At 61.8% G+C, this 25,807-nt stretch carries 26 protein-coding genes; 15 read left to right on the forward strand and 11 right to left on the reverse strand.

Going from position 1 to position 25,807, the window contains the following annotated elements; all coding sequences use genetic code 11:
• Positions 1–98: 98 nt before the first annotated feature.
• The 4 genes from DXH78_RS20200 to DXH78_RS05075 form a co-directional block, all read right to left on the reverse strand.
• The gene (locus DXH78_RS20200; protein ID WP_283805606.1) at positions 99–227 is read right to left on the reverse strand and encodes a hypothetical protein; all 129 of its coding nucleotides are present in this window, start codon (positions 225–227) and stop codon (positions 99–101) included.
• 197 nt (positions 228–424) lie between these two features.
• Positions 425–1,204: a nucleotide-binding protein gene (locus tag DXH78_RS05065; protein WP_115516035.1), complete on the reverse strand. Its 780-nt coding sequence runs from the start codon at positions 1,202–1,204 to the stop codon at positions 425–427.
• Between the two features lie 75 nt (positions 1,205–1,279).
• Entirely contained in the window at positions 1,280–1,477 is a 198-nt protein-coding gene (locus DXH78_RS05070) for a hypothetical protein (RefSeq protein ID WP_147292574.1), read from the reverse strand.
• A gap of 132 nt (positions 1,478–1,609) precedes the next feature.
• A complete protein-coding gene (locus DXH78_RS05075; RefSeq protein WP_115516037.1) occupies positions 1,610–2,038 on the reverse strand; it encodes a DeoR family transcriptional regulator in 429 nt (142 codons plus the stop codon).
• A gap of 310 nt (positions 2,039–2,348) precedes the next feature.
• Here DXH78_RS05075 and DXH78_RS05080 point away from each other — a divergent pair, with 310 nt between their 5' ends.
• The 5 genes from DXH78_RS05080 (at position 2,349) to DXH78_RS05100 (ending at position 6,757) form a co-directional block, all read left to right on the forward strand.
• Positions 2,349–3,164, forward strand: a complete 816-nt coding sequence (locus DXH78_RS05080; protein ID WP_115516038.1) for a response regulator — start codon at positions 2,349–2,351, stop codon at positions 3,162–3,164.
• A gap of 66 nt (positions 3,165–3,230) precedes the next feature.
• On the forward strand, positions 3,231–5,279 hold the full coding sequence (locus tag DXH78_RS05085) for a sensor histidine kinase (protein ID WP_115516039.1): 2,049 nt from the start codon (positions 3,231–3,233) through the stop codon (positions 5,277–5,279).
• A gap of 142 nt (positions 5,280–5,421) precedes the next feature.
• Entirely contained in the window at positions 5,422–5,937 is a 516-nt protein-coding gene (locus DXH78_RS05090; protein WP_115516040.1) for a bactofilin family protein, read from the forward strand.
• A gap of 154 nt (positions 5,938–6,091) precedes the next feature.
• Positions 6,092–6,346: a helix-turn-helix domain-containing protein gene (locus DXH78_RS05095; protein WP_115516041.1), complete on the forward strand. Its 255-nt coding sequence runs from the start codon at positions 6,092–6,094 to the stop codon at positions 6,344–6,346.
• Positions 6,347–6,460: 114 nt separating this feature from the next.
• Positions 6,461–6,757, forward strand: coding sequence for a hypothetical protein (locus DXH78_RS05100; protein ID WP_115516042.1), 297 nt, complete (start codon positions 6,461–6,463; stop codon positions 6,755–6,757).
• A gap of 41 nt (positions 6,758–6,798) precedes the next feature.
• Here DXH78_RS05100 and DXH78_RS05105 read toward each other — a convergent pair whose 3' ends face one another.
• On the reverse strand, positions 6,799–7,014 hold the full coding sequence (locus tag DXH78_RS05105) for a hypothetical protein (RefSeq protein WP_147292575.1): 216 nt from the start codon (positions 7,012–7,014) through the stop codon (positions 6,799–6,801).
• A 29-nt stretch (positions 7,015–7,043) separates the two neighbouring features.
• On the reverse strand, positions 7,044–7,715 hold the full coding sequence (locus tag DXH78_RS05110) for an HAD family hydrolase (RefSeq protein WP_115516044.1): 672 nt from the start codon (positions 7,713–7,715) through the stop codon (positions 7,044–7,046).
• A gap of 1,039 nt (positions 7,716–8,754) precedes the next feature.
• On the opposite strand from DXH78_RS05110, the gene DXH78_RS05115 reads away from it, so the two are divergent.
• From DXH78_RS05115 to xth, 4 genes are all read left to right on the forward strand, one after another.
• Entirely contained in the window at positions 8,755–9,975 is a 1,221-nt protein-coding gene (locus DXH78_RS05115) for an aminotransferase class I/II-fold pyridoxal phosphate-dependent enzyme (RefSeq protein ID WP_115516045.1), read from the forward strand.
• Between the two features lie 62 nt (positions 9,976–10,037).
• On the forward strand, positions 10,038–12,500 hold the full coding sequence (locus DXH78_RS05120) for an FtsK/SpoIIIE family DNA translocase (protein ID WP_115516046.1): 2,463 nt from the start codon (positions 10,038–10,040) through the stop codon (positions 12,498–12,500).
• Between the two features lie 154 nt (positions 12,501–12,654).
• Positions 12,655–13,464: an outer membrane lipoprotein carrier protein LolA gene (locus DXH78_RS05125; protein WP_115516047.1), complete on the forward strand. Its 810-nt coding sequence runs from the start codon at positions 12,655–12,657 to the stop codon at positions 13,462–13,464.
• Between the two features lie 132 nt (positions 13,465–13,596).
• On the forward strand, positions 13,597–14,415 hold the full coding sequence (xth, locus tag DXH78_RS05130) for an exodeoxyribonuclease III (protein WP_115516048.1): 819 nt from the start codon (positions 13,597–13,599) through the stop codon (positions 14,413–14,415).
• Positions 14,416–14,459: 44 nt separating this feature from the next.
• Here xth and DXH78_RS05135 read toward each other — a convergent pair whose 3' ends face one another.
• Together DXH78_RS05135 and DXH78_RS05140 are read right to left on the reverse strand one after the other, a co-directional pair.
• Positions 14,460–14,921: a cyclic nucleotide-binding domain-containing protein gene (locus DXH78_RS05135; protein ID WP_115516049.1), complete on the reverse strand. Its 462-nt coding sequence runs from the start codon at positions 14,919–14,921 to the stop codon at positions 14,460–14,462.
• 126 nt (positions 14,922–15,047) lie between these two features.
• On the reverse strand, positions 15,048–15,734 hold the full coding sequence (locus DXH78_RS05140; RefSeq protein WP_115516050.1) for a response regulator transcription factor: 687 nt from the start codon (positions 15,732–15,734) through the stop codon (positions 15,048–15,050).
• 148 nt (positions 15,735–15,882) lie between these two features.
• Here DXH78_RS05140 and DXH78_RS05145 point away from each other — a divergent pair, with 148 nt between their 5' ends.
• Positions 15,883–16,413, forward strand: a complete 531-nt coding sequence (locus DXH78_RS05145) for a L,D-transpeptidase family protein (protein ID WP_115516051.1) — start codon at positions 15,883–15,885, stop codon at positions 16,411–16,413.
• A 159-nt stretch (positions 16,414–16,572) separates the two neighbouring features.
• On the forward strand, positions 16,573–18,540 hold the full coding sequence (locus DXH78_RS05150) for an ATP-binding protein (protein WP_115516052.1): 1,968 nt from the start codon (positions 16,573–16,575) through the stop codon (positions 18,538–18,540).
• On the opposite strand, the gene DXH78_RS05155 is transcribed toward DXH78_RS05150, so the two are convergent.
• The 3 genes from DXH78_RS05155 to DXH78_RS05165 form a co-directional block, all read right to left on the reverse strand.
• Positions 18,541–19,155: an SAM-dependent methyltransferase gene (locus DXH78_RS05155; RefSeq protein ID WP_115516053.1), complete on the reverse strand. Its 615-nt coding sequence runs from the start codon at positions 19,153–19,155 to the stop codon at positions 18,541–18,543.
• Complete coding sequence (locus DXH78_RS05160; RefSeq protein WP_115517727.1) at positions 19,152–19,835, reverse strand: YggS family pyridoxal phosphate-dependent enzyme; 684 nt, start codon at positions 19,833–19,835, stop codon at positions 19,152–19,154. The genes DXH78_RS05155 and DXH78_RS05160 overlap by 4 nt, the downstream gene beginning before the upstream one ends.
• Positions 19,836–19,915: 80 nt before the next feature.
• The gene (locus DXH78_RS05165) at positions 19,916–20,674 is read right to left on the reverse strand and encodes a Crp/Fnr family transcriptional regulator (RefSeq protein ID WP_115516054.1); all 759 of its coding nucleotides are present in this window, start codon (positions 20,672–20,674) and stop codon (positions 19,916–19,918) included.
• Positions 20,675–20,834: 160 nt separating this feature from the next.
• Between DXH78_RS05165 and DXH78_RS05170 the strand changes: the two genes are divergently transcribed.
• From DXH78_RS05170 to holA, 4 genes are all read left to right on the forward strand, one after another.
• Positions 20,835–21,221 carry a response regulator gene (locus tag DXH78_RS05170; RefSeq protein ID WP_168192709.1) on the forward strand — a complete coding sequence of 129 codons (387 nt, stop codon included), beginning with the start codon at positions 20,835–20,837 and terminating at the stop codon, positions 21,219–21,221.
• Between the two features lie 127 nt (positions 21,222–21,348).
• Positions 21,349–23,997 carry a leucine--tRNA ligase gene (gene leuS, locus DXH78_RS05175; protein ID WP_115516056.1) on the forward strand — a complete coding sequence of 883 codons (2,649 nt, stop codon included), beginning with the start codon at positions 21,349–21,351 and terminating at the stop codon, positions 23,995–23,997.
• Positions 23,984–24,559, forward strand: a complete 576-nt coding sequence (locus DXH78_RS05180) for an LPS assembly lipoprotein LptE (protein WP_115516057.1) — start codon at positions 23,984–23,986, stop codon at positions 24,557–24,559. Before leuS ends, DXH78_RS05180 begins: the two co-directional genes overlap by 14 nt.
• A 100-nt stretch (positions 24,560–24,659) precedes the next feature.
• Positions 24,660–25,691 carry a DNA polymerase III subunit delta gene (gene holA, locus DXH78_RS05185; RefSeq protein ID WP_115516058.1) on the forward strand — a complete coding sequence of 344 codons (1,032 nt, stop codon included), beginning with the start codon at positions 24,660–24,662 and terminating at the stop codon, positions 25,689–25,691.
• The last annotated feature ends 116 nt before the right edge of the window (positions 25,692–25,807 follow it).

Below are 25,807 nucleotides of genomic sequence, written 5' to 3' on the forward strand. Positions count from 1 at the left end.
TAGGGGCGGAAACCCGGCACTGTCCCTTCCGTCGAGGCCCTCGGTTCGCAAGAGCCGGGGGCCTCTCTCTTTTCCGGGTATGCTTTGAGACTGCCGCGCTACAGCGGCTTGGCGCCTGCGGCGGCGACCGCGAAGGACTGCGTGTTGAGCCGGATCGCGGCATTGGCCACGCCGTCGCCGCGATAACTGTCACGCGCGACGAGCTCAAAGAAGAAGCCGCCTTCCATCGTCGCCGTGCAAGCCTGAAATAGGCGCCCTTGGCGTCAATATCGTAAAGGATGTCAGCGCCTTCAGCGCTGCGATGTCCGCTTCCGACAGATCGCTGCGCGAGGCGAGGTCGTCATAGTAGTTTCTGACAGTTCGACGGCCCGAACCAATGGGGGCCGATGCGCCCGGCCCCTCGCGCTGCCGCCCGCCCGCCGCCTTACCTGCGCGCTTCGACGCGCCGTTGCGGCTCTTCGCGCGCGGCGCGAATCGCCGCCAGGCCCAGACTGTCGGCAAGGTGCAGGCGATCATATTCCGACCACACCTGCGTCAACCAGTGGCGGACGTAACCGCGAAGAACGAAGGAATAGTCCGCAGCTTCACCGTCAGCCGTCCGATCGGCGATAAACTGTGAATAGGGCACATGCGCGAGCTCGACGTTTTCACACGCCAACTCGTTGAGCTTGGGTATGACGATTTCCTTGGCGCCATTGAGCGCGCTGAAATAACGGCTGTAGGTCTCAGGCTGCCACTCGAAGAACTTGGTGTCGTTGATGAAATTCTTGACGAGAATGTAATTGACGTTGCCAAGCGCCTTTCCAGTGTCCGAAATCTCGTCCAGCGACCCGATGGTCGGACCGAGAATATGAAGCACGACGAGATTGAAATGACCGCGGTTGGCGAACTCGAGAAAGCCGACATCCTGGAGCGTTTCCAGCATCTTCGACAGCAAACCCGCGCGCACGTCGATGACGGTCACTTCATTCGACGGGCGCTCGCCCTCGTCGAATATCTTGATCTGGTTGTGAACCTGCGTGACGTCGACAACGTCCGTCAATTGCGGATAGAACCGCTTTAGCGCGCCGCGCGGCCATTCGGTGTCGAATGCCCGCACCGAAAGGCCGTTCTTGGCCAGGTAGTCGACAAAGGTTCGCGTGACGGTCGTCTTCCCGACTCCACCTTTATCTGCGCCAATCAGGACGAAAGCTGGTCTACTCATGATTCTGGTGGTGTCCGGTGTACAGGCACTCGTGGTCGCCGCCGGGCTGCTTCGCCCGGTATCAGCACCGCACGCTTACGATCGGGACGCCTCTTTCTTTTCCATTTGATTTTGCAGCTCGACAACGAGCCTCATCAGCCGCTCGCGCGCGTGAACATCGAGGAGCACCCTGGTGTTGCTCAACCCCTCAATCAGCCGCCCGTAAGCGCCGTTGAACGGCTCAGCATTGTCGACGGAGCGGGCAGCGGCCCTGACATTGCTTGTTGTTTTCATGAGCTGGCTCTCCAACGCTGATTCGGCTGTTGCGATTGTTAACCAGACACCCGGCACGAAATGAGCGAGCCTGCCTATGCCATGCTTGCCTATCCAAGCTGCTGCGCGCAGACGATGGCCGGATGCGAATGGTCAGGCTTGAGAAAGCCGCAACGCGTCCACGAATTTGAGAAACTTCATGTCTTCGGTCGCCACGTAGCCGGACGGATATCTTGCGACCAGCCCCTTGTACTCAAGGTTCTGCAGGCGCCGGCGCACCGTTTCTCTCGAGATTCCGAGATACGAGGCAACGGAGTTGATATTCGCCGGCTGCAGCGTTATCGATCCGGGGCGGACATAGGATGCGTTGATCAGGCAGCACGCCAACACGATCATGACGTCGACAAAGTCGCAGGAATGCGCACTTTTGATCGCGCAAAGGCGACGGAAGAACTCGGTTAGTTCGGCGACGTTCCGAGAGATGCCTTCAATGTCGGGCGGAGGATACGCGGCGCTCCTGACGGTTTGAGGCACATCCCTCTGTTTGAGCGTAGACGCCCAGAAGTCGTTCTTCCGAAGCACGATTGAGTCCTCTCATTTACATCTCTCTGCTCGGCTTGATTCGGCGAGAGAATGTTCATGAGCAGTTAGCCTCTAATTTCTTCGGTCATCAAAAAAGACGAGTTCGCTTTCAGAGCTATAACCTACCAAAATGACAGCAAAAATCTTCCGCGCGTTTGATACTCCATTGCAAACTCGGGAAATTCCAAAAAACAGACGCAATCACTTTAACTAATTCCATTCACTTTGATCTATTTCTGGGGTGGCGCACCCGTCGGTTGAGTGGCTATCTGGTATTTATATACAGCCGCTTCCAAGGACGGATTTAACTATGCTTCTGCTGACCCGGCCGTCAGAAGAAACAATCGTCTCAGGAAAAACTCTTACTCCACAGAGAGATGGCGTAGTTTTGCTGGTCGAAGACGACCGCGATTTTGTGTCCGAACTACGTCCCGCTCTCGAAGCTGAGAACTTAAATATTAAGGTTGCCGAGACGGCGGAAGACGCACTCGCCATTTTGGAAGTGGACAGGCAAATCGATATCGTCATTACCGATATCATGCTGCCGACAATGAGCGGCCTCGAGCTGCTCAAGCGCGTCAAGACGCTGCGCCGCGAACGCAAGATCATCGGCATCATCCTGACGGCTCATGCGTCTATCGATTACGCGGTAACGGCACTGCGTCAGAACGCCGTCGACTTTCTGCAAAAGCCAATTCACTTCGACGAACTGATGGAAGCGATCGATCGCGCCAGGGCGAATCTGCGCAGTGTCGCCAAAGCCAATTCGGCGGAGATCGCTCCTGACGTCGCCAGCCTGCTCAGTTTCGCCTCGACCTTGCGCGAAAGCCGTGAAGTGATCGGCCTGGGCGGAATCTCGGAGTGCGCCTGGCAAATGCTGATCTATGCCGCGCTGTGCCAGCAGCGCGGCCAGAAAATTACCGTCACTGCGCTATGCGCCGCCAGCGGAGCCCCGATACCGACCGCGTTGCGCCATCTGTCCGGCCTTGAGAAACGCGAACTGATCTTGCGCCACCCTGATCCCGATGATCGCAGATGCATCATCGTCTCGATCAGCAAGGTCGGTACTGACTATCTCCAGCGGGCAATGCGCCGCTGGGTCGAGCGCTCGAAGCGCCTCCTTTAGCCCCCGCAAACGGACACTAAGCGCAAGAGCGCCGGATCCAGGGGGCGCAGAATTTTTCGTCAGGCAATGCTTAAATTCGAAATTGGACGTTTCGGCCCCTGGAGACTCCCTCGCCTGGAGGCATGGTGGCCGGTGCTCCTGGGGCTCGCGACCCTGGTTGTGCTCATTTTCGGCATTAACGAAATCGACAGGCGTGTTCGCGAGAGCGCAACAACCGACGCGCGAGCCAGGGCTGGACTAGCCGCCACACTCCTGACCTCGGCCATCGACGACGCAACCGCTACCGCCTCCACAACGATTGCCGTCGCAGATGCCGCCCTCCGGGACATTGATGACCCCGCCGAAATACATCGCATTCTTGAGAAATTGCCCCTAGCGGACGGGGTTTTGAAGATCACGGCGGCCGACGCCTCCGGCCGGCCCGTGGCGAGCAACCGCGACATACGGGCATCCGCCGGATTGAGAAAACCTATTCCTTTGATCGTAAATGCATATTTTGACGGGATTTACCTAAGTCATTCCGAAAAAAACCCGGTCTCGGGAATAGAAACAATCAAGTTTATTAGAGGATTCCGCTTCCCCGACGGCACAACACGTCGTATTTATACGGTTTCCTACTCGCTCGAACGCGTGTTGCGGCTGTTCGATGCGATTGCACTTACCCCCAAGTCCATAAATGTCATCGGAAACGACGGCCGGTTGCGCATTGCTGTTCAGCGAGACAGCCAAGGATCGATCCGCCATCTGTCGGACGACGTCGTTCTGGCCTCGCCGATCCGGCGCAACTCCGATGAGACGGCGCAATCCCGTGTGCCTTCCGTCCATGTCGACGACAGGATCCGGCGCGCTTTTGCCAGTTCCCCGTCGAGACATTATGGGCTTTCAGTTGTTGTTGACCTGGATCTCAATGAGAAATCGGGCAATTACAAAGATATGCGGAACGGCATGCTCGTCACGCTGATAATAACAATCTCGGCCCTGACTATTATTGGATTTGTCGCATACGTTCTGAGAGAACGGCATGTCAGAGCGCGCGCACTCGAAGCCTTGAGACGAAACGAGAGCGAAATACTGCGTTCCATCGCCAAACTCGACAACCTGGCGATCGCGACCGTGTCATTTGCCGGCAATTTCACGACCGTCGCCGGATCAAACTCCAACGAAATCTCCCGCTATATCGAAGAGAATTGGAGATCAATTCTCTCTCAAAACGAGAGCAACTCGGACGAGCCTTCGATTCATCGGTTTCAGGACGCGACGACGAATTCGTGGCGAGAAATTGCTGTTGTCACCAATCACGCCAGTGCACCGGAACAACGCGCGCAGAAAATTCTTCTGGCGCTCGACCTGACGCATATTCGCCAGAAAGCCAATAAGCTTTATCAACTGTCAAAACTGGCGGCGATCGGCGGCCTGTCGACCGCCATCGCTCACGAGATTCATCAGCCGCTCGGAACAATCTGGTTTGCGATACACAATGCGAGGCCGTTGCTGAAGAAGGGCGAAGTCTCGGCCGTCGAGCTCAAATTCGACCTGATCGAATCCCAGATCAAGAAAATCAAAAAATACGTCGACCATTTGCGCCAGTTCGGGCGGCCGTCGACTCAAATTGAGCCGCATCACGAAATCGACATCGTGCAGGTCGTCCAGGCCGCAACAGAACTGCTCGGCATCGAGAACGAGACTCACCCCTCGCCGATTTCCGTTCATGTGTGCCCGGAAGCCGGCCGATACTTCATATTGGGCGATCCGAACTCGCTGGAGCAGGTGATCATCAATCTGATTCAGAACGCGCGTTACTCGATCAAGCAAAAATGGGCATCCGAAGCACCCGAGCGCGGCAAGATCGAAATTATGATCAGCGCCGCCGGCACCGACAACATCATCCAGATTTCGGATAACGGCGGGGGCATCCCGCCGGAGATTCTCCCCCATATTTTCGAGCTGTTCTTCACGACGAAACCCATCGAAGACGGCACCGGCCTGGGTCTGGCCATCTCGCAAGATATCATTCGCGAGCTCGGCGGCGTCATTGCCGCGACGAACACGGACGAGGGCGCCATGTTCACAATCAAATTGCCCAAGAGCGACCTCACGCCGATCCTGCCCGCCTGAGCTCGGCGGGCGAAGACAATTCGGCCGTTGAGCAATGTGACGTTCGCACCCAACATGACATGTCACCCAGTTTGGGCGACCGCGCTCGTTATCGCGTTAATCATTGCCATACTCTTTTTCGACGAAAGAAGAGGACAGGGCCATGAGCGACATCAACAGATCTGCAGTGAACAAAAATTCGCTGGACGAGAACACCGCCTATATTGGTGAAGGCGTGGTACTCAAGGGCGAGATATCGGTTCCCGACACCATTTTGGTCGACGGGCGCGTCGAAGGTGAAGTCACCGCCAAGACCATCCGTGTCGGCGCCACCGGTTCGGTGGCCGGCACCGTCCGCGTGACCGAGGCGGAAATCAAAGGTCAGGTCTCCGAGAAGATCGAGGTCAAGCAGCTGCTCACTGTTCGGACTGGTGGCGTTGTGAATGGCGCTATCAGCTACGGCGAGATCGAGCTCGAAAGAGGATCGGTCATTTCGGGGGAATTCATCTCTTCTGAACATCGCGCGCCCAAGTCGCAACAGAAGATCGAGACTGCCCATACCAAAGTCGAGCGCATCAAGTTCCAGGTGCCCGGTGTCGCCGTCGTCTCCGCGATCGATACGCTGAAGGATGGCCAGGGCGATCAGAACTCCCAGCAAGAACGTAAGGTAACGGCCTGAGCGTGTCGCCTGACGGAGCGGACCGGTCGGTCACCGATCGGCCCGCTCTCTGCCCAGGCAGAGCTTCGGCCGACGAGAAATTTTCCGAACTCCTTGCCTCTCTCAGCAATGGTCAAGCGTAGTTGAGAGAGGCGCTTTTTTGCCGCTCAGAACAATGACATTGGCCGGACGAAAACTGGCGGATATCGAGATGTCGGCCATCATCGAGACGCTCGATCTGGTCGGCGGCAATCGCACGGCCGCGGCGGTCCAGCTCGGAATCTCCGTCCGCACAATCAGGAACAAGCTTCGCAAGTGCCGCGCACTCGGCTTGTTGCCGCAGTCACTTGATGTCGGTGCCGATCGGCGCGCCGGACGAACTGAAACTGAATTGCGCACCGCATCTCATCCTGCTCCGCAGCGGCTGTGATTATGCCGCGCGCCCCAAAATGTGCGCCTCTTTAAAAGCCGAAGAATTGCCGCAGCCCGACTTTAAATCGGCGCGTCTATTCTCCGGTCGTGTCATGGACGGGGGAGTCATCAGATGCAGCAGTTCAAATTCCATTACCGTATGAATGACAGCGTTGTGTCGGATGAGTCCGGCATTATGCTGTTGTCTCTGGAAGATGCGCACCGCTACGCAATTCGGCTGATCAGCAAAACCGTCAACCGCGCCAGGACGGCCGGCAACAGCCTCGACAATCTGCACGGCTGGTTCGTCGATGTGAGTGTTGGAGAAGCCGAGGACCGCAAGCTCGCGGTTCTGTTTCCGAACAGCCGGAATGCCGACTTCTATCACACCATCAGCCGCCTGAAGCCGGTGCGCGGCGTCGCCAGATGATGCCGAGGCTCTGAGGCCGCTCGTCGGCGCGCCATCCGGCGTCAGTAGATGACGCCCAGAGTGATGGCGGCCCAGATCAGCACCGCTTCGGCGACGATGACGGTCAACCACACCACGCAAAGCCACGCCCTGATACGACGGCGCCGATCCTGAAAACCCATGGTCAGGATCGCGATCGAGTTCTCGGCCGAGTCAGCGAACCGAAATTCATACTGCCTGGAGTCGGTCCGGGGTTTGGCAGCCTTGTTCGTTAGCATGCAAGATCTCTCTTTGCTGATCTTCAGGCTCAATAGATATTTCGAGGCGCAGTGCGCGTGGCGAGCGACTCCACGGCCAGCCGCAAATAACGGAGATCCGGCACGGTCAATGCCGCGCCGGCGCGTGAAAGCGCATTCAATTGGTTGCTATCGGTAGCCATCGTCGGAAGCGCGATGCCGACGACCTTGAAACCCAGTGCGACCGCCCGGGCGATCAGATCCGGGTTCGACTCCACGACAATGGTCAGTGCCGGCGGCCGCCCGAGCGATTTGGCGGCCCGCATCAGTCCGTCTTCAAAGCGCCCGCCGGAATAGGAAATGATGTGCTCAGACCGGAACCGGGTCGTCAGAGCCGAGGCCTCGAGGAGGAGGCCTATTTGCTTGAGAGGCAACCAATCGATAATGGCCTTGGCTTGCGGCAGCCAGGCGAGCGATCGCACGGCGTATCGGTGGACACGCACCTGGTCCTTGATGATCTGGTCACGACGATGATTGAAATGCGCCAGATAGTCGATGTTGTTCAGTTTTTGAGCGATCGCGATCAAGCGGCGATCGAGCGACCACATGTCGCGCGCTTGATAAAGTTCGTCCAGACGGACCTCGCTCAGATTGAACCCGAAATGCGAGAATGCCGCGCGATAGAGCTCTCTGTTGGCCTCCAGGGTTTCGACTAAAACACCATTCAACGAAAAGATGACCATCGGCTAGTCCGGCGCTGTTCCGATGTGTTGTGATTGATTTGCGCCGCATAGAATTTGTCCGCCTGCCCATATTGAGCCTTCGGCTTCACGTTACGCTTTGAAATGAGCTGAACAGCGGCGACAATAGGCTGGTGCAGTGCCGAGCTGTCGCTGCGCGACGATGGCCCGTCTTCGAGCACTCGTATGTTGCTAAGTTGGCCCGCTCCCCTCCCCGGCGCCTTGGCAGAAGGCGGGCCGGGGAGGGTAAGCGTAGCGGTCTCCGTCGGGGTGGGCTCGACAGAGCCTCGCAGCTAGCGCAAAAACTCAGCGCCAGGGCCCACTCAACGAACCGGCTTCAGCACGCGGTTCGTATTCAAGATCGTATTTCGATCAGTTCGCGATCACCAGACGAAGTTCAATTTCGTCTCAGATATCAATGCCATTCTGGAATGACCTGCATTCAATATGATGCCTATCGCACGCGAGATGTTGACGCATGCGCAAGCGAACGGCGGGCCCTGTTAGGTGAGGTCGTTTAACAGCGACGCATGTCACCTGAATGAAATCGTCAGGCAGAAAAAATCATACAAGGAAAAGGCCGCGCGGCGCCTTGAGTACGGTTGTTTTAATTTCTGCGACGAGGCCTGTAGATCAAAGTGACCGATCCAGCGGGCGCGACCGCGCAGGTGGCGAACCGGATGGCGCGACCGCGCGGCTGCTGGCGCCGGCTAATTAGGATTTCGTTAAGCTTTGCCTTTCGGACGGGCGGATATCGCCGCCACGGCCGGTCGCCAAAACGCTCGAGGGGCAGCGCAGGCGCCCCGTCCGGCAAATGAGGCGGACAATAAGCCGCCGCCCGTCAGGCCGTTAGGAGGCTCTTGCGCGGCGGTTATGGCCGTGCACACAGCCCCAAACGCCGGGATGGTTAGTCAGGTCTTAACCTCGACCCTCCTATTGTGCTTCACGTTTGGCCGCGGGGTCCCCCGCGCGATCCCGACTGCCGGGAGCCGGTTCAGCGGAATCGATCGCGCGCCTACCCTCCCCGGCAATGTGTTCGTTTATGTCCATGCAGTCCGCCCAGCGCGAAACCCTCTCTCCCGACGCGGCGGCGGCCGAGAACAGCCGCTCGCCCTTCGTGCGGCTGACCGATCTCGTCGCCGGTATCGCGCCGGGGAAACCTGTCATCAATCTGTCGGTTGGCGAACCGCAGCATGCCGTGCCGGATTTCGTCGGCCCCGTGCTGGCGCAGCACATTGCCGAATTCGGGAAATACCCCGCCAACAAGGGCACGGATCAGTTCCGCCAGGCGGTCGCGCAATGGCTCGGGCGACGCTACACGCTCGACAAGCCGGTCGATCCCGAACGCGAAGTGCTGGTGCTCAATGGCACGCGCGAAGGCCTGTTCCTCGCTGCCATCGCCGCCCGCCGCTACGTCAAGAACCGCGCGGGTGCGCCGGCGATGCTGATCCCCAATCCGTTCTATGCCGCCTACGCCGCCGGCGCCGCCGCCGCGGATTGCGAGCCGGTCTATCTGCCGTGCCGCCGCGACACCGGCTTCCTGCCCGATCTCGACGCGCTCGACCCGGCGCTGCTCAAGCGCACCGTCGCCTTCTACTTTGCCTCGCCGGCAAACCCGCAGGGCGCCGTCGCCGACCGCGCCTATCTCGATCGCCTTGTCGCACTGTCGCAGCGCTACGGCTTCATCATCTTCGCCGATGAGTGCTATGGCGAAATCTACAGCAAGGACAAACCGGCCGGCATGCTGGAAGCCGCCGGCAGCGGCTTCGCCAATACGATCGTCTTCCACTCGCTGTCAAAACGGTCGAACCTGCCCGGCCTGCGCATGGGCTTCGTCGCGGGTGACGCGGATTTCCTCGCCGCCTTTCTCGAACTGCGTAACGTCGCCGCGCCCCAGGTGCCGATGCCGCTGCAGCACGTCGCGGTGGCCGCCTATAATGACGAAGAGCACGTCAAGAAGAACCGCGAGCTCTACAACGCCAAGTTCGATCTCGCCGACCAGATCATCGGCGACCGTTACGGCTACAAGCGTCCGGCCGGCGGTTTCTTTCTCTGGCTCGACGTGTCGAAGTATGGCGGCAGCGAAGTCGTGACCAAACGGCTGTGGGCTGAAGCCGGCGTGCGCGTCGTCCCCGGCAAATATCTGGCGCGCGAACAGGCCGACGGTTCCAATCCGGGTGCCGACTATATCCGCGTCGCCATGGTGCAGAACGCCGAAGCCACCGCCGAGGCGCTGCATAGAATTGTGGATGTGCTCGGGTGACAATGAATTGTTCACCGGCGCGGGCTCAATAAGAATGACGTGAAGAGGCGATAGAGAAAAGAATGGCAGCAACCGACCGCAATCTCGATGTCGTCGCGTTTGTCGCGGATCATTTCCGCGACATCCTGCGCCGCCGTTTGAGCGAACTCGCGGGCTTGGCGCTGCTGTGCTGCGCGCTCCTGGGCGCCATCGCGCTCGCGACCTGGTCGGTGCAGGATCCGTCGCTGAGCCACGCCACGCAAAAGCCGATCAACAATCTGCTCGGCTTTCCGGGCGCCATCTTCGCCGATCTGGCGATGCAGCTGCTCGGCCTCGCCAGCGTCTTGCTGCTACTGCCGGAAGCGTTGCTCGGCTGGCGGCTGCTGGCGCACAAGCCGATAGGCGAAGGCTGGCGCACACTGGTCTGGATCGTCGCCGCCTTCCTCACCGCAGGCTTTGCCTCGACGCTGCCGCGCATCGGTACCTGGCCGTTGCCGACCGGGCTTGGCGGCGCTTGCGGTGATGCCGTTCTCATTCTGCCCGCACTGATCCTCGGCTCCGCTTTCAAGGGAGTCGGCCTGATCGTCGTTGCCATCGTACTGGCCTTCATGGCGGTCGCCGCCATCGCGATCGCATCGGGCGTGCTGTGGAAGCGCCGCGACGATGATGCCGTCGCAGCCGAAGCCGCCGATGCAGACGACCATGACGACGACGACGCTGAAGAAGCCGATCGCGGCTCGCCTTTCCTTGGCATGATCGTCCACGCGCTGCTGAGCTGGAAGGCACGCCTCGGCCTGTGGCTGCGCGGTCGCCTGCAGCGCAAGGCGGAACCGAAACCGATGGCCGTTGCCAGAGGCTCGCGCCAGGAGCCGCGTTTCGACGCGCTCGGCCGTGTTGCCGCGCCCAGCATGGCGCCGCAGAACGCCGAAGAAGAATACGAGGACGAAGAGGAAGACGAGGAAGAAGAAGCGCCGGCCAAGGTCAAGCGCACCACCGCGCCGGCCAAGAAGAAAGGCGGCCGCTTCCAGTTGCCCTCGCTCAATCTGTTGTCGGCGCAAAAGCCCGGCGAACGCACCTCGATGCCCAAGGACGTCATCGACGCCGCGGCACAGCAGCTGGAAAGCGTGCTCGGCGATTTCGGCGTGCGCGGCGAGATCGTCAATGCGCGCCCGGGCCCCGTTGTCACGCTGTACGAACTCGAACCGGCGCCTGGCATCAAGTCGTCGCGCGTCATCGGTCTGGCCGACGATATCGCCCGCTCGATGAGCGCCGTGTCGGCGCGCGTCGCCGTCGTCGCCGGCCGCAACGCCATCGGCATCGAACTGCCGAACCCGGTGCGCGAAAAGGTCTATTTCCGCGAGTTGCTCTCGACCAAGGATTACAACGAGAACACCGCCAAGCTGCCGCTCTGCCTCGGCAAGACCATCGGCGGCGAGTCGGTGATCGTCGATCTCGCCCGCATGCCGCATCTGCTGATCGCCGGCACCACCGGCTCGGGCAAATCGGTCGCCATCAACACCATGATCCTGTCGCTGCTGTATCGGCTGACGCCGGATCAGTGCCGCCTGATCATGGTCGACCCCAAAATGCTCGAACTGTCCGTCTATGACGGCATCCCGCATCTGCTCACGCCCGTCGTCACCGATCCGAAGAAGGCGGTGGTCGCGCTCAAATGGGCCGTGCGCGAGATGGAAGGCCGCTACAAGAACATGGCCAAACTCGGTGTGCGCAACATCGACGGCTACAACCAGCGCGTCGCCGAAGCCAAGGCCAAGGGCGAAATGCTGACGCGCACGGTGCAGACCGGCTTCGACAAGGAATCCGGGCAGGCGATCTACGAGAAGGAAGAGCTGGCGCTGGAGCCGCTGCCCTTTATCGTCGTCATCGTCGACGAAATGGCCGACCTGATGATGGTCGCCGGCAAAGACATCGAAGGCGCGATCCAGCGTCTGGCGCAGATGGCGCGCGCCGCCGGCATCCACGTCGTGCTCGCCACGCAGCGCCCGTCGGTGGATGTCATCACCGGCACCATCAAGGCCAACTTCCCGACCCGCATTTCCTTCCAGGTGACGTCGAAGATCGACTCGCGCACCATTCTCGGCGAGCAGGGTGCCGAACAGCTGCTCGGCCAGGGCGATATGCTCTATATGGCGGGCGGCGGTCGCATCAGCCGCGTCCACGGACCTTTCGTTTCGGACGCCGAAGTCGAAAAGATCGTGAACCATCTCAAGTCGCAGGGCGCGCCGGAATATCTTGAAGAAGTCACCGCCTCCGACGAACTGGAGGAGGGCGAGGACGGCGCCGTGTTCGACTCGACCGGCATGGGCATGTCCGAGGGTGGCGATCTTTATTCGCAGGCCGTCGCCGTCGTGAAGCGCGACCGCAAGGCCTCGACCTCCTACATCCAGCGCCGCCTGCAGATCGGCTACAACCGTGCCGCCTCGCTCATGGAACGCATGGAAAACGAAGGCATTATCGGCCAGGCCAATCACGCCGGAAAACGCGAAATCCTCATTCCGGAGGATCCGAACAGCGATCGTTACTGAAGCTCGGGCGCCCGCAAGGCGGGCGCCGATGCTGCCATTTAAGCCGAATCACCGCATGATCCGGGATGTTCCGGGTCGTGAAATAGCCACAGCCAGCCCCTATCTTTATTCGACAGGGGCGGCGGATCGACAGGCGCGAGGCGCGGAGATCTTGATGTTACGAGTAGCGGCGACCATCATTACCGCGGCCCTGTTGCTGGCCGCGCCGGCTATGGCGCAATCGGTGCCGACACCGAAGCCAAAGCCCCAGGCGGCCGCCCGTTCCGCGGCCCCGGCCGCGGTCAGGCCCAACGACGTGACCGCCTCGATCATCAAACAGAAGAACATCCCGCGCGAGGCGCTGGTCGTCCGCGCCCAGGCGCCGAGCCCGTCGAGCAACCCCTTCGCTGGGCTTCTTGGCAAGACCCCGAGCACCACCGCACAGCTCACGCCCGAACAGAAATCGATCATCGACCGGATCAACGGTTACCTGTCCAACACGCCGCGCCTCACCGGCCGCTTCGTGCAGGTCGGTCCCGATGGCCGCCGCGCCGAAGGTGAATTCTACCTGTCCAAGCCCGGTCGCGTGCGCTTCGAATATGACGACCCGAGCCCGATCGAGCTGATCGCCGACGGCGACTCCGTCGTCATCCGCGACCGCAAGCTGGCCACGCAGGATGTCTATCCGCTGTCGCAGACGCCGCTGCGCTTCCTGCTGTCGAGCCGCGTCGACCTGATGCGCGACGCCAACCTCACCGCGGTCTATGCCGACGACACCTTCATCACCGCCGTGGTCGAGGAAAAGAACGGCGTGGTGGGCACCAGCCGGCTGATGATCATGTTCGATGCCAAGGACATGCAGCTCAAGCAGTGGACCGTCACCGACCCGCAGGGCTACGACACCACCGTCGCGGTCTATAATCTCGACACCACGAAGACCCCGGACCCGAGCCTGTTCAAGGTCGATTACACAAGATATCGGTAAGCGGTCATTCCGGGGCGCGACCCGAATGGGTCGCGAACCCGGAATCCAGCCCTATATTCGTGCCTGTGAATGGCTCTGGATTCCGGGCTCGCGACTTCGTCGCGCCCCGGAATGCCGTGCTAAAAGCGGCCCATGCCCCTCAAAGTCACCACCTGGAATATCAATTCCGTCCGCTTGCGCATCGACCTCGTCGCCAAATTCCTGAAAAGCGCGCGCCCTGACGTGCTCTGCCTGCAGGAAACCAAGTGCCCGGACGATGCCTTCCCGCTCAAGCGCTTCCAGAAGCTCGGCTATGAATACACCGCGCTGAGCGGACAAAAGGGCTATCACGGCGTCGCCATCGTCTCGCGCGTGCCGTTCGAAAGCTACAGCATCGAGAATTTCTGCGGCAAGACCGATTGCCGTCACATCTCCGTCGTGCTCGGCGAGCGCGCCGGACTGAAGGACCCGCTGACGCTGCACAATTTCTATGTGCCGGCCGGCGGCGATGAGCCGGACCCCGAGATCAACGTCAAGTTCAGGCACAAGCTGGACTTCCTCGACGAAATGACCGTGCTGCCGTCGCTACGCCCGGCCAAGGGCCAGCGCGCCATTCTTGTCGGCGACCTCAATGTTGCTCCCCTTGAGCACGACGTTTGGAGCCACAAGCAGATGCTGAAAGTGGTCTCGCACACACCGATCGAATGCGAGAAGCTCACCGCCGCGCGCCAGGCCGGCGGATGGATCGATACGATGCGCGTGCTCACACCGGAGCCGGAAAAGCTCTTCACCTGGTGGAGCTATCGCGCGATGGAGAATTGGCTCAGCTCGAATCGTGGCCGCAGGCTCGATCACGTCTGGACCTCCGACGCGCTCGCCGGCCAGGTGTCGAAGATCAAGATCGCCAAGGATTATCGCGGTTACGAGAAGCCGTCCGACCATGTACCGGTGACGGCGACGGTGGAGATTTGACGCGAGGATGACGACGGAGCACGGTCGCCCGCAAACGCGGCCGCTCAGCGGCTCCCCTTCTCCATCATCTTCTTCACGGCGTTGAGCTCGCCCTGCCAACCGTCCAGCCTTTTAGCGAACAGGTCGCGTAGAGCCACCGCCGCGGCCGGATAGCCCTCCAGCATCTTGCGGAACAGGTTGCGCGTCACGCGCACCACCGTCACCGGTTCGCGCGCCACGGCGGTGAATTGCCAGACCATGTCGGTCAACATCGCCAGTTCGCCGATCAACGTGCCGGGACCGACCACGCGACCCTTGTCCTCGGCATAAGTGCCGGACTCCAGCGACAGGCTGCCTTCAAGCACGATGTAGCCGCCGTCGGCGAGTTCGCCGGCATAGAACAGGATCGAACCGCTCTGGAACGACCGCGTTTCAGCGCCGATGGCGAGAATGCGCACGGCCTCTTTGTCCAGCGCCGCGAACAGCGGCACTTGACGGAAGAAGGCTATGTCGTCGTCAAGGGACATGAAACCTCGTCATTCCGGAACGCGCGTGTCACGCGTGGACCCGGAATCCGGATGCAAAACTAAATCCTGTCGCTGGATCCCGGGTTCGCGCTTTCAGCGCGCCCGGAATGACAGGTAGACGATACGTCACGGCACCAGCTTGTAGCCGCCGGCTTCGGTCACCAGGATCGCCGGCGTCGCCGCGTCCTTCTCGACCTTCTGCCGCAGCCGATAGATATGCGTTTCCAGCGTGTGCGTGGTGACGCCCGAATTGTAACCCCACACTTCCTGCAGCAGCGTCTCGCGCGACACCGGCTTCTGCCCGGCGCGATACAGATAACGCAGGATTGCGGTTTCCTTTTCCGTCAGCCGCACCTTGTTGCCCTTCGGTGTGAGCAGCAGCTTCGAACTCGGCCGGAACGAATAGGGCCCGATGGTGAACACCGCGTCCTCGCTCGCCTCATGCTGACGCAGTTGAGCGCGCATGCGTGCCAGCAGCACGGCGAAGCGGAACGGCTTGACCACATAGTCATTGGCGCCGGACTCGAGGCCGAGGATGGTATCGCTGTCCGTGTCGTGACCGGTCAGCATGATGATGGGCGCCTTGAAACCGCCCTTGCGCAGGATGCGCACCGCCTCGCGGCCGTCGATGTCCGGCAGGCCGACATCCATCAGCACCAGATCGACCTGATCGGTTTTGGCGGTCTGCACGCCCTTGGTGCCGTTGTCGGCGGTGACGGTGTCGAACTCGTCATGCAGCGCCAGCTGCTCGACCAGCGCTTCCCGCAGTTCGGCATCGTCATCGACAATCAGAACGGTCCGCTTGCTGGCCATAACTTGGCAGTCTCCTGACGGGTCACGAACGTCATCTTATCGGTGCGGGATCGAATAGGAAATTCCTGCGGCGTTATCCATCCTGTCCCAAAAAGGCAAGCTGAAACTGGTATTTAGGGCCGAATCGCGGTTAGGCTACCGTCCCGTCATGATCACCCGCTCGCTCCCTCGTCTCGTCGTCCGCCGCCGCCCGGGCAATCCCCGGCAGGGCTGGCTGACCGCCGGCGCGATCGTCCTGCCAGTCGCCATCGGCCGCGGCGGCATCAAGGCCAACAAGCGCGAGGGCGATGGCGGCACCCCCCGCGGCACGTTTCGGCTGAAACGCCTGTGGTGGCGCGGCGAGCGACACATCCGGCCACCGACCCTGCTGCCGTCCCGGCGCATCAGAAGCGATGATGGCTGGTGCGAGGATCCGGCATCGCGTCACTACAACCAGCCCATCAAGATACCACCCGGTTCGGGCGCCGACCGGCTGGCGCGCGCCGATCATCTCTACGACTTCATTATCGAGCTGGATCACAACACGCGGCCGCGCATTGCCGGCCGCGGCAGCGCCGTCTTCATTCATGCCGCGCGGCCGCTCTTCGCGCCAACCGCGGGCTGCGTCGCCCTCGACCTTCACGCCTTGCGGAAACTGGTCGGCCGCCTCGGCCCGCGCACGCGCATCGTGGTTGAATAACCGTTAAATAGCACCGGTCTCCCGGCTACCGTTCCTTAAGCATGGGAGGCGGGTGCCGTTTGAACTTCGTCCAAATTAACAAACGTCACAGGGCGTCCTGTTATTTATTCGTTCAGCCGGACACGGAAGTCCCACCAAGCAGAAACGCCCCGAGACGATATGAACAGTCTTCAGCCCACCGGCATCTCTTCGTCATCGCAGTCGCTGGGCCGCGTTATCGCCGTCACCGGCGCCCAGGCCAGCGTTGACGTCAACGGTCGCACGCCCGGGACTGATACGCCCACCGTCGGCAAGTTCATGGCACTGACGACCGCGAAAGCGCTGATCGTCGCGTTGATCACCGACGTCAAGGAAGAGCCGGTTGCCGGTGCCGGCGGCACCACCACCTATCGCAAGATTGTTCATCTCGACCTGATCGGCGAAATCAAGAACGTCGGCGGCAGCCAGCGCTTCCAGCGCGGCGTCGCCGAATATCCCAACATCGGCGATCAGGCCGCCATGCTCGGCGAACGCGAACTGCGCTTCGTCTACGGCGCCCCCGACGGCAATCACGCCAATATCGGCGACCTGCAGCAAAATGCGAACATCGGCGTCCACATTGACATCGACAGTCTGGTCAGCCGCCACTTTGCCATTCTCGGCACCACCGGCGTCGGCAAGTCGAGCGGCGTCGCCATCATTCTGCAGAAGATTCTCGAGACGCGGCCGAACCTGCGCATCTTCCTGGTCGATCCGCATAACGAATATGGCCGCTGCTTCGGCGACAAGGCCAATGTGCTCAATCCGCGCAACCTGCGCCTGCCGTTCTGGCTGTTCAATTTCGAGGAAACGGTCGACGCCTTCTTCGGCGGCCGCCCGGGTGTCGAAGAAGAAATCGAAATTCTCTCCGAGGTCATTCCGCTCGCCAAGGGCGCCTATCTGCAATTGCGGAACGGTGGCGGCGGCAACAACAACGGCCTGCTCACCAAGAAGAAAGAAGCGCGCGATTTCGGCTTCACCGCCGATACGCCGGTGCCGTACCGCATCGAAGATCTCATCGCCCAGCTCGACGAGCGCATGGGCAAACTGGAAAACCGTTCGCGCGCGATCGTTTATCATCGCCTGATCGGCCGCATCCAGACCTTCCGCAATCATCCGCGCTACGCCTTCATGTTCGAGAATGCGAACATCGGCGGCGATACCATGGCGGACATTCTCGGCTCGCTGTTCCGACTGCCGCCGAACGGCAAGCCGATGACGGTGATGCAACTCGCCGGCTTCCCGGCCGAGGTCGTCGACTCGGTCGTGTCGGTACTGTGCCGCATGGCGTTCGATTTCGGCCTGTGGAGCGACGGCGTCGCGCCGCTGCTGTTCGTCTGCGAAGAAGCGCATCGCTACGCGCCGGCCGACAAGAAGATTGGCTTCGGTCCGACCAAGCGCGCCCTGTCGCGCATCGCCAAGGAAGGCCGCAAATACGGTGTGTTCCTCGGCCTGGTGACGCAGCGCCCGGCGGAAATCGACACCACCATCATCTCGCAATGCTCGACCTTGTTCGTCATGCGCCTGTCGAGCGAAGGCGACCAGAGGCTGATCCGGTCGGCTGTGTCGGATGCCGCCGCCAGTCTGCTCGATTTCATTCCCTCGCTCGGCACCCGCGAAGTCTTCGCCTTTGGCGCCGGTGTCGCACTGCCGACGCGCATGCGCTTTCTCGAACTCGCCGCCGACAAGCGGCCGAACAGCGAAGCCTCCGGTTCGACGCAATCCCAGGCCGGGCTCAGCATGGATCGCGACCTGCTGACCTCGGTCATCGACCGCTGGCGCAACGCCAGCATGAGCCAGCGCATCACCGACGACCTCTACGACGACGGCGGCTCGCCCTTCGACTCGCCGGCGCTGCAGCCCGGTCTGCCGCCTGCATCGCCGACACCGACGCCGCCCAATCTCGGCTCACAATATGTGCAGGCGCCGGCGCCGTCCTATGCTCCGATCACTGCGGCACCTTACACCGCGCAGCCAGCCGCGCCGGCACCGCGGCCGGATTCCCTGCGCTCAAGTTTGCTGAAGAAACCGCTCGATCAGGCGCTCGGCAGCGGCAGCGCCAATCCCGCATCACCGAACAAGCCAATCCTGCCGTCGCGCTTCCGCTAACTACTTTCGCCCGACGAGATCGATCAGCGCCGACAGGCCCGCATGGCCGGGGCCCTCGTGGATTTCAGCATCGTATTCACGAATGTCGAGCGACGCGAAATCGGCAAAGGCGTTTTCCAGCAGATCGCGGGTGTAGAGATTCTCGAGCCTTGAGGGGCCGCCGGTCTTGTAGTCCAGCTGTTTGGGGCCGTAACCCTCGAGCAGAAGCAGGCCGCCCGGCTTCAAAGCCTTCTTGATGCCGGCAAAGATCTTCGCGCGGTCGGCGGGACCAGCGAACTGGAAGAAGATCGCGGCGACCACGTCGAACGCATCCGCCGGCCAATCCCAATTGACGATATCGGCCTGCTCGACGCGCATGGTCACGCCGCGGGCGGCGGCCAGCTTGCGGGCTTTGACTTGCGCGTTGGGCGAAAAATCGACCGACAGAACATCGAGGCCTTGGCTGGCGAGATACACGCCATTGCGGCCTTCACCATCGGCGATCGCCAGCGCCCTCTCGCCTTTGCGCAACAAATGCGCCTGCGCCTTGAGAAAGGCGTTTGGCTCGGTGCCAAACCGATAGTCGTCACCGGCGAAACGCTCTTGCCAGTGATCGAAGTCGGTCTTCTCGCTCATGTCTCCGGTCCCTTGAACGGTGGCCGCGAGCCGAAGATGGCGCTGCCGACCCGCACATGCGTGGCGCCGAGGGCGATGGCGTCGGCGAAATCCGCGCTCATTCCCATCGACAAGAGCTTGAGCCCATTGCGTTGCGCGATCTTCGCGGTGAGAGCGAAATGCGGGCCCGGCGCTTCCTCGACTGGCGGAATGCACATCAGTCCCGAGATGGTCAGTCCGTAAGTCTGCGAGCAGGCCTTGATGAAGGCGTCGGCATCTTGCGGCAGCACGCCGGCCTTCTGCGGCTCGGCGCCGGTATTCACCTGCACGAACAAAGTCGGCGCCTTGCCCGCCTTGTCGATTTCCCGCGCCAGCGCCTCGCACAGGCTGGCGCGATCGACCGCGTGAATGGCGTCGAACAGCGCCACCGCTTCCTTGGCCTTGTTCGATTGCAGCGGGCCGATGAGATGCAGTTCGATGCCGGAATACGTCTCGATCAGCGCCGGCCACTTGCCTTTGGCTTCCTGCACGCGATTCTCGCCGAACACGCGCTGGCCGGCCTCGATCACCGGCACGATGTCTTCCGCCGGAAACGTCTTCGACACTGCGATCAATGTCACGTCCGTCTGATTGCGGCCGGCATCCTTGCAGGCGCGTGCAATGTCGGCGCGGACGGTCGAAAGGCCGGAGGTTGTTGTCATGGGCATGATCATCGCCGGGTGCACGAATAACCTCTGCCTAGCCAAGCGCCGGCCCGGCGACAAGCCCGGCTACAATAGCTCTAGATAAATGGCCGGTTTTTGCTGGCCGGAGCCTCTGTCCCGGCAATGCTGCTCAACATTTCCTCGTTCAGCAGTTCGAACTGGCGGCCCTGCCAGCGGATTGCCTTGGTCGCAATCAGGCGCTTGAGCGTCTTGTTGGTGTGGACCAGCGACAGGCCGAGTGCGTCGGCGAGATGCTGCTGCGTCAAGGGAAACGCGACGATATTGTCACGCGCCAGACCAAGCTCCCTCGCGCGGCCATAGATATGCAAAAGCACAAAGGCCACGCGTTCAAGCGCGCTGCGGCGACCGATGCTGACCAGATGCTGTTCAAGCATCTGCTCCTCGCGCGCCGCCAGCCAGGTGATGTCAAAGGCCAGGGTTGGGTACTGAGAGTAGAGTTCGTACAGCCGGCGGCGGGGCAGGACGCACAAGGTCAGCGGTGTTAGCGCCTCGACCGAATGCTCCATCTCCTCCATCACCGCGCCCTGCAGGCCGACCATGTCGGCAGGCAAGGCAAAATTGAGAATCTGACGGCGGCCGTCGTCGAGCGTTTTGTAGCGGAATGCCCAGCCCTCCAGCACGGTATAAAGATGCTCGCTGCGCGAACCCTCATGCAGGAAGCTCGCCCCGGGCTCGACCCGCAGCTCATCGATCTTGAATCGTTTGATGAATTCAAGCTCTTGCGGGGTAAACTCGCGCAAGCAGGGCAGGCGCCGCAGCGGGCATTGCTCGCATGGCGTGATGTGGCCGTTCGGCCTCGCGTTTCCGAGAATCATACGGGCCCCCGCCGACGCCCACTTCGCCTAAAGTCAGCCATGATGGGCCGGTAGATCGCACGGAAATTCAAGAGAGACTGTGTCTTATTTAAATGCACCCTACCGACAACAGATGGGACAAGCCTTGGGTTCCATTCAGGAACCGAGAAAGGTTGTCATCGTGTCAAGTTCGGAACGCCCACTGGCCGGCAAACGCGGTCTTGTGGTCGACGATGAGTTTCTGATCGCGCTCGACCTTGAGGCGTTGCTTCAGGACTCGGGCGCAGACGTCGTCTGCGAGGGCAGTCCCGAAAAGGCACGCGAAGCCCTCGACGCGGCGGGCTCGTTCGATTTCGCCATTGTCGATCTGCACATCGGCGGCGGCATCGACAGCGGGCTCTCGGTCGCCGCGCTGTTGCGCGAGCGTGGCATCCCCTTCGTCTTCCTGAGCGGCATGTCGAACAATGATCCGCAGGTCACCCGCTTCAATGTACCGCTGGTGGAAAAGCCCTACCGGCCGGAGGTGCTGGTGCGGACAGTCGCCAAGGTGTTGGCGGCCGGGGGCTAGTTCACGACCGGTCGCCCGGTCCGTCGGACAGCGGGACGTCCTGCATTCCCGGTCGCCGGCCCCAGCCTCCCCGTTGACCCCCGGGCCCGTTCCATGCGACCACCCCGGCTTCTGAAAAGAGCCGGAAATGACCGCCGATTCGAGCAAAACCGAGCGTTACAACGCCCGCGCCGCCGAGCCCAAGTGGCAAAAAGCCTGGGACGCGGCTGGCATCTACGCCACCAAAAACGACGACCCCCGCCCGAAATACTACGTGCTGGAAATGTTCCCCTATCCTTCGGGGCGCATCCACATGGGGCACGTCCGCAACTACACCATGGGCGATGTGGTGGCCCGGTTCAAACGGGCCATGAACATGAACGTCCTGCACCCGATGGGGTGGGACGCCTTCGGCATGCCGGCCGAAAACGCGGCGATCGACCGCAAGGTCCACCCCAAGGAATGGACCTACGCCAATATCGCGACCATGAAGAAGCAGCTCCAGTCGATGGGGCTGTCGCTCGACTGGGCGCGCGAGGTCGCAACCTGCGATCCGTCTTACTACAGACACCAGCAGCGCATGTTCCTCGACTTCCTCAAGGCGGGGCTGGTCGCGCGCGAATATCGCAAGGTGAACTGGGACCCGGTGGATCAGACCGTGCTCGCCAACGAGCAGGTGATCGATGGCCGCGGCTGGCGCTCCGGCGCGCTGGTCGAGCAGCGCGATCTGTACCAGTGGGTATTCAAGATCTCCGACTATTCGCAGGAGCTTCTTGAAGCCCTCGACACGCTTGATCGCTGGCCGGACAAGGTCCGGCTAATGCAGAAGAACTGGATCGGCCGCTCCGAAGGCCTGCTGGTCCGCTTCATGCTCGACGCGGCGACAACGCCGTCGGGCGAGACCGAACTCGAAATCTTCACGACGCGGCCGGATACGCTGTTCGGCGCCAAGTTCATGGCGATCGCGCCGGATCATCCGCTGGCGCAGGCCGCGGCGGCGAAGAATCCGAAACTCGCGGCCTTCATCACCGAGGCCAAGCATCTCGGCACCTCGCAAGAGGCGATCGACACGGCCGAGAAGATGGGCTTCGACACCGGCATTCGCGCCGTGCATCCGCTCGATCCGAACTGGACGCTGCCGGTCTATGTCGCCAACTTCATCCTGATGGATTACGGCACCGGCGCTATCTTCGGTTGCCCGGCGCATGATCAGCGCGACCTCGACTTCGTCAACAAATACGGGCTCGGCAATACGCCGGTGGTGCTGCCGCCAGGTCAGGACCCGAACACTTTCGTCGTCACCGACACCGCCTATGACGGCGACGGCACGATGTTCAATTCAAAGAACAATGTCATCGACCTCAACGGCATGACGCCGGACAAGGCATTCGATGCGGTCGCGAATCTGCTCGCCGCAACGACGCGCGGCAACCGCCCCGTTGCCCAGCGCCAGGTCAATTATCGCCTGCGGGACTGGGGTATTTCGCGCCAGCGCTACTGGGGTTGTCCGATCCCGGTCATCCACTGCGACAAATGCGGCGTGGTGCCGGCGCCGGTCGACACTCTGCCGGTCAAGCTGCCGGACGACGTGACCTTCGACAAACCGGGCAATCCGCTCGACCGTCATCCGACGTGGAAGAACGTGAAGTGTCCGAGCTGCGGCGGCGATGCGCGCCGCGAGACCGACACGATGGACACCTTCGTCGACTCCTCGTGGTACTTCGCGCGCTTTACCGATCCGTGGAACGAGACCGCGCCGACGACGCCGGCCGTTGCCAATGCCTGGATGCCGGTCGATCAATATATCGGCGGCATCGAGCACGCGATTCTGCATCTTCTCTATTCGCGCTTCTTTACCCGCGCGATGAAGAAAACCGGCCATATCGGCATGGACGAGCCCTTTGCCGGCCTGTTCACGCAAGGCATGGTCGTGCACGAGACCTATCGCGACAAAGCGGGCCAATGGGTCGAGCCGGCCAATGTCACCATCGAGGGCATGGGTGACACGCGTATTGCCAAACTCACGGCGACCGGCGAAGCGATCGAGATCGGTTCGATCGAGAAAATGTCGAAGTCGAAGAAGAACGTCGTCGATCCCGACGACATCATCGAGTCTTACGGCGCCGACACCGCACGCTGGTTCATGCTGTCGGATTCGCCGCCGGAGCGCGATGTCATCTGGACCGAAGAGGGCGTGCAGGGCGCCTGGCGTTTTGTGCAGCGCCTGTGGCGCCTCATCGGCGAAGTCGCCGACGTTACCGCGCCCGAGGCCAAGCCGGCGTCGTTCGGCGAGGACTCACTCAAGCTGCGCAAGGCGGCGCATCGGGCGCTCAACAATGTCAGCGACGACATTTCCAAGCTGCGCTTCAATCGCTGCGTCGCCCACATCTACGAATTCGCCAACGCGCTGTCGGATTCCATCGGCTCGGCCGAAACGGCCCCATCGCCGGATTTTGCCTGGAGCCTGCGCGAGGCCGGCGACATCCTGGTCCGGCTGTTCCAGCCCATGATGCCGCATCTGGCCGAGGAGTGCTGGGCGGCCCTCGGCCACAAGACCCTGGTCGCGACGCAACTGTGGCCGGAGGTCGAGACCGCCCTGCTGATCGAGAGCTCGATCACCCTGCCGGTCCAGGTCAACGGCAAGAAGCGCGCCGACGTCACCGTCCCGCGCGAGGCCGGCAAGGACGAGATTGAGGCTGCCGTTCTGGCCCTCGATGAGGTAAAGAGGGCATTGGACGGCAAAAGCCCGAAAAAGGTCATCGTCGTCCCGCAGAGGATCGTGAATGTCGTCGTCTAGCGCCCCACGCCTCGTCCGCACTTTCGCCCGGGTGGCCCTCGTCATGGCCCTCGCCGGCCTCACCGCGGGCTGCTTTCAGCCGATGTACGGCTCGGGCTCGAACAGCCCGGCCGCTGGCTCGTCCAACCTTGCCGACAAACTCTCTTCGGTCGAAGTGCTGCAGATCGAGGCTCCGAACGCCACGCCGCTCGCTCGCCTCGCGGTCGAGGTGCGCAACGACCTGATCTTCGATCTGACCGGCGGCGGCCCGGCAGCCTCGAGCGCCTACAAGCTCAAGATCCAGCTCGCCAGCAGCACGCGTCAGGTCATCGTCGACGTCAACAGCGCGCGGCCTGAAATCCAGAACTACGGCATCAACGCCACCTATTCGCTGATCGACGACGGCACCGGCAAGACGGTGTTCACCAGCACCACCTTCGCCCGCGTGTCCTACAACATCCCCGGCCAGCAGCAGCGCTTCGCCGGCGACCGCGGTTTGCGCGACGCCGAGAACCGCGCCGCCAAGGTGATCTCGGAAAACATCCGCACCCGGCTGGCGTCGTATTTCGTCGCGGGGACGTGAAACATACTCTGTCATGGCCGATTAGGCGGGCAGGGTATTGCCAATATTATCGGGATCACCGGGTCACGCCGCTTCGCGGCGGCCCGGTGATGACAACGCAATGACCGCCATCAAGGCCACCGATGTCGATCGCTTTGTCGGCAAGCCCGATCCGCGCATGCCGGTCGTGCTGGTCTACGGTCCCGATTCCGGCCTGGTGCGCGAGCGCGTCAACGCGCTGGTCAAGGCCTCGGTCGATGACGTCAACGATCCGTTTTCCTTCGTCCGCCTCGAAGGCGAAGACCTCACCGCCAATCCGTCCCGTCTGGTCGAGGAAGCGCACACCGTGCCGCTGTTCGGCGGCCGCCGCGCCGTGCTGGTGCGGCCGGGCTCACGCAACATCGCCGGCGCCGTCGAGCAGGTCATCGCCGCGCCATCGGACGAGTGCCGCATCATCATCGAAGCCGGCGACCTGAAGAAATCATCGCCGCTGCGGGCAATGGTGGAGAAGGCCAAGGCCGCCGCGGCGCTGCCCTGCTATGTCGATAACGCCGCCGCGCTCGGCCGCCTGATCGATGACGAAATGACCGAAGCGGGGCTGGCCATCAGCCTCGACGCCCGCAATGCGCTTATCGGCCTCATCGGCGGCGATCGCGCCGCCTCGCGCAATGAGGTGCGCAAGCTCGCCCTTTATGCCCGCGGCAAGGAGCGCGTCGAGATCGACGACGTGCTGGCGGTGGTGGCGGATGCCTCGGCGCTGGCGCTCGATGGTGTGCTTGACGCCACCTTCGCCGGCCGCACCGCCGAGGTCGAGACCGAATTCGGCAAGGCCCGTTCCGGCGGCTCCTCGCCGGCGGCGATCATATCCGCCGCCATCCGTCACGTCGCCAACCTGCACAAGATGCGCCTCGCCATCGACGACGGCGATTCGGCCGACTTCGCCATGAAGCGCGGCGCGCCGCCGATCCACTTCTCGCGCGAGCGCAAGGTCGGTGAGGCGCTGCGCCTGTGGTCGGCGACGGGATTGCTGCGGGCCATGAACCAGCTCGCCGAAGCCTCGCTCGAGGCCCGGCGCAATGCGGCGCTGGCCGAGGCCATTGCGCAACGTGCGCTGTTGTCGCTCGCTGTCAGCGCCCGGCGGCGCGAGGGTTAACGCACCTTCGCCGGCGCGGCGCGCGTGGCCTTCCTCCAACCTCCTCAAACCTATGCATTTTCTGCCCTAGGCAAGCGGCATCCGAGCGGCTAGTTTTGGTCGTTCGTCAAGGCCGC

The sequence above is a fragment of the Undibacter mobilis genome, from assembly GCF_003367195.1.
GTDB classification, from domain to species: domain Bacteria; phylum Pseudomonadota; class Alphaproteobacteria; order Rhizobiales; family Xanthobacteraceae; genus Pseudolabrys; species Pseudolabrys mobilis.

What these genes read in the sequence shown, in the direction of transcription:
- DXH78_RS20200 (WP_283805606.1), bottom strand. Translation starts at nt 227, where the DNA reads ATGGAAGGCGGCTTCTTCTTTGAGCTCGTCGCGCGTGACAGTTATCGC.
- DXH78_RS05065 (WP_115516035.1), bottom strand. Translation starts at nt 1,204, where the DNA reads ATGAGTAGACCAGCTTTCGTCCTGATTGGCGCAGATAAAGGTGGAGTC.
- DXH78_RS05070 (WP_147292574.1), bottom strand. Translation starts at nt 1,477, where the DNA reads ATGAAAACAACAAGCAATGTCAGGGCCGCTGCCCGCTCCGTCGACAAT.
- DXH78_RS05080 (WP_115516038.1), top strand. Translation starts at nt 2,349, where the DNA reads ATGCTTCTGCTGACCCGGCCGTCAGAAGAAACAATCGTCTCAGGAAAA.
- DXH78_RS05085 (WP_115516039.1), top strand. Translation starts at nt 3,231, where the DNA reads ATGCTTAAATTCGAAATTGGACGTTTCGGCCCCTGGAGACTCCCTCGC.
- DXH78_RS05090 (WP_115516040.1), top strand. Translation starts at nt 5,422, where the DNA reads ATGAGCGACATCAACAGATCTGCAGTGAACAAAAATTCGCTGGACGAG.
- DXH78_RS05095 (WP_115516041.1), top strand. Translation starts at nt 6,092, where the DNA reads ATGACATTGGCCGGACGAAAACTGGCGGATATCGAGATGTCGGCCATC.
- DXH78_RS05100 (WP_115516042.1), top strand. Translation starts at nt 6,461, where the DNA reads ATGCAGCAGTTCAAATTCCATTACCGTATGAATGACAGCGTTGTGTCG.
- DXH78_RS05105 (WP_147292575.1), bottom strand. Translation starts at nt 7,014, where the DNA reads ATGCTAACGAACAAGGCTGCCAAACCCCGGACCGACTCCAGGCAGTAT.
- DXH78_RS05110 (WP_115516044.1), bottom strand. Translation starts at nt 7,715, where the DNA reads ATGGTCATCTTTTCGTTGAATGGTGTTTTAGTCGAAACCCTGGAGGCC.
- DXH78_RS05115 (WP_115516045.1), top strand. Translation starts at nt 8,755, where the DNA reads ATGTCCATGCAGTCCGCCCAGCGCGAAACCCTCTCTCCCGACGCGGCG.
- DXH78_RS05120 (WP_115516046.1), top strand. Translation starts at nt 10,038, where the DNA reads ATGGCAGCAACCGACCGCAATCTCGATGTCGTCGCGTTTGTCGCGGAT.
- DXH78_RS05125 (WP_115516047.1), top strand. Translation starts at nt 12,655, where the DNA reads ATGTTACGAGTAGCGGCGACCATCATTACCGCGGCCCTGTTGCTGGCC.
- xth (WP_115516048.1), top strand. Translation starts at nt 13,597, where the DNA reads ATGCCCCTCAAAGTCACCACCTGGAATATCAATTCCGTCCGCTTGCGC.
- DXH78_RS05135 (WP_115516049.1), bottom strand. Translation starts at nt 14,921, where the DNA reads ATGTCCCTTGACGACGACATAGCCTTCTTCCGTCAAGTGCCGCTGTTC.
- DXH78_RS05140 (WP_115516050.1), bottom strand. Translation starts at nt 15,734, where the DNA reads ATGGCCAGCAAGCGGACCGTTCTGATTGTCGATGACGATGCCGAACTG.
- DXH78_RS05145 (WP_115516051.1), top strand. Translation starts at nt 15,883, where the DNA reads ATGATCACCCGCTCGCTCCCTCGTCTCGTCGTCCGCCGCCGCCCGGGC.
- DXH78_RS05150 (WP_115516052.1), top strand. Translation starts at nt 16,573, where the DNA reads ATGAACAGTCTTCAGCCCACCGGCATCTCTTCGTCATCGCAGTCGCTG.
- DXH78_RS05155 (WP_115516053.1), bottom strand. Translation starts at nt 19,155, where the DNA reads ATGAGCGAGAAGACCGACTTCGATCACTGGCAAGAGCGTTTCGCCGGT.
- DXH78_RS05160 (WP_115517727.1), bottom strand. Translation starts at nt 19,835, where the DNA reads ATGACAACAACCTCCGGCCTTTCGACCGTCCGCGCCGACATTGCACGC.
- DXH78_RS05165 (WP_115516054.1), bottom strand. Translation starts at nt 20,674, where the DNA reads ATGATTCTCGGAAACGCGAGGCCGAACGGCCACATCACGCCATGCGAG.
- leuS (WP_115516056.1), top strand. Translation starts at nt 21,349, where the DNA reads ATGACCGCCGATTCGAGCAAAACCGAGCGTTACAACGCCCGCGCCGCC.
- DXH78_RS05180 (WP_115516057.1), top strand. Translation starts at nt 23,984, where the DNA reads ATGTCGTCGTCTAGCGCCCCACGCCTCGTCCGCACTTTCGCCCGGGTG.
- holA (WP_115516058.1), top strand. Translation starts at nt 24,660, where the DNA reads ATGACCGCCATCAAGGCCACCGATGTCGATCGCTTTGTCGGCAAGCCC.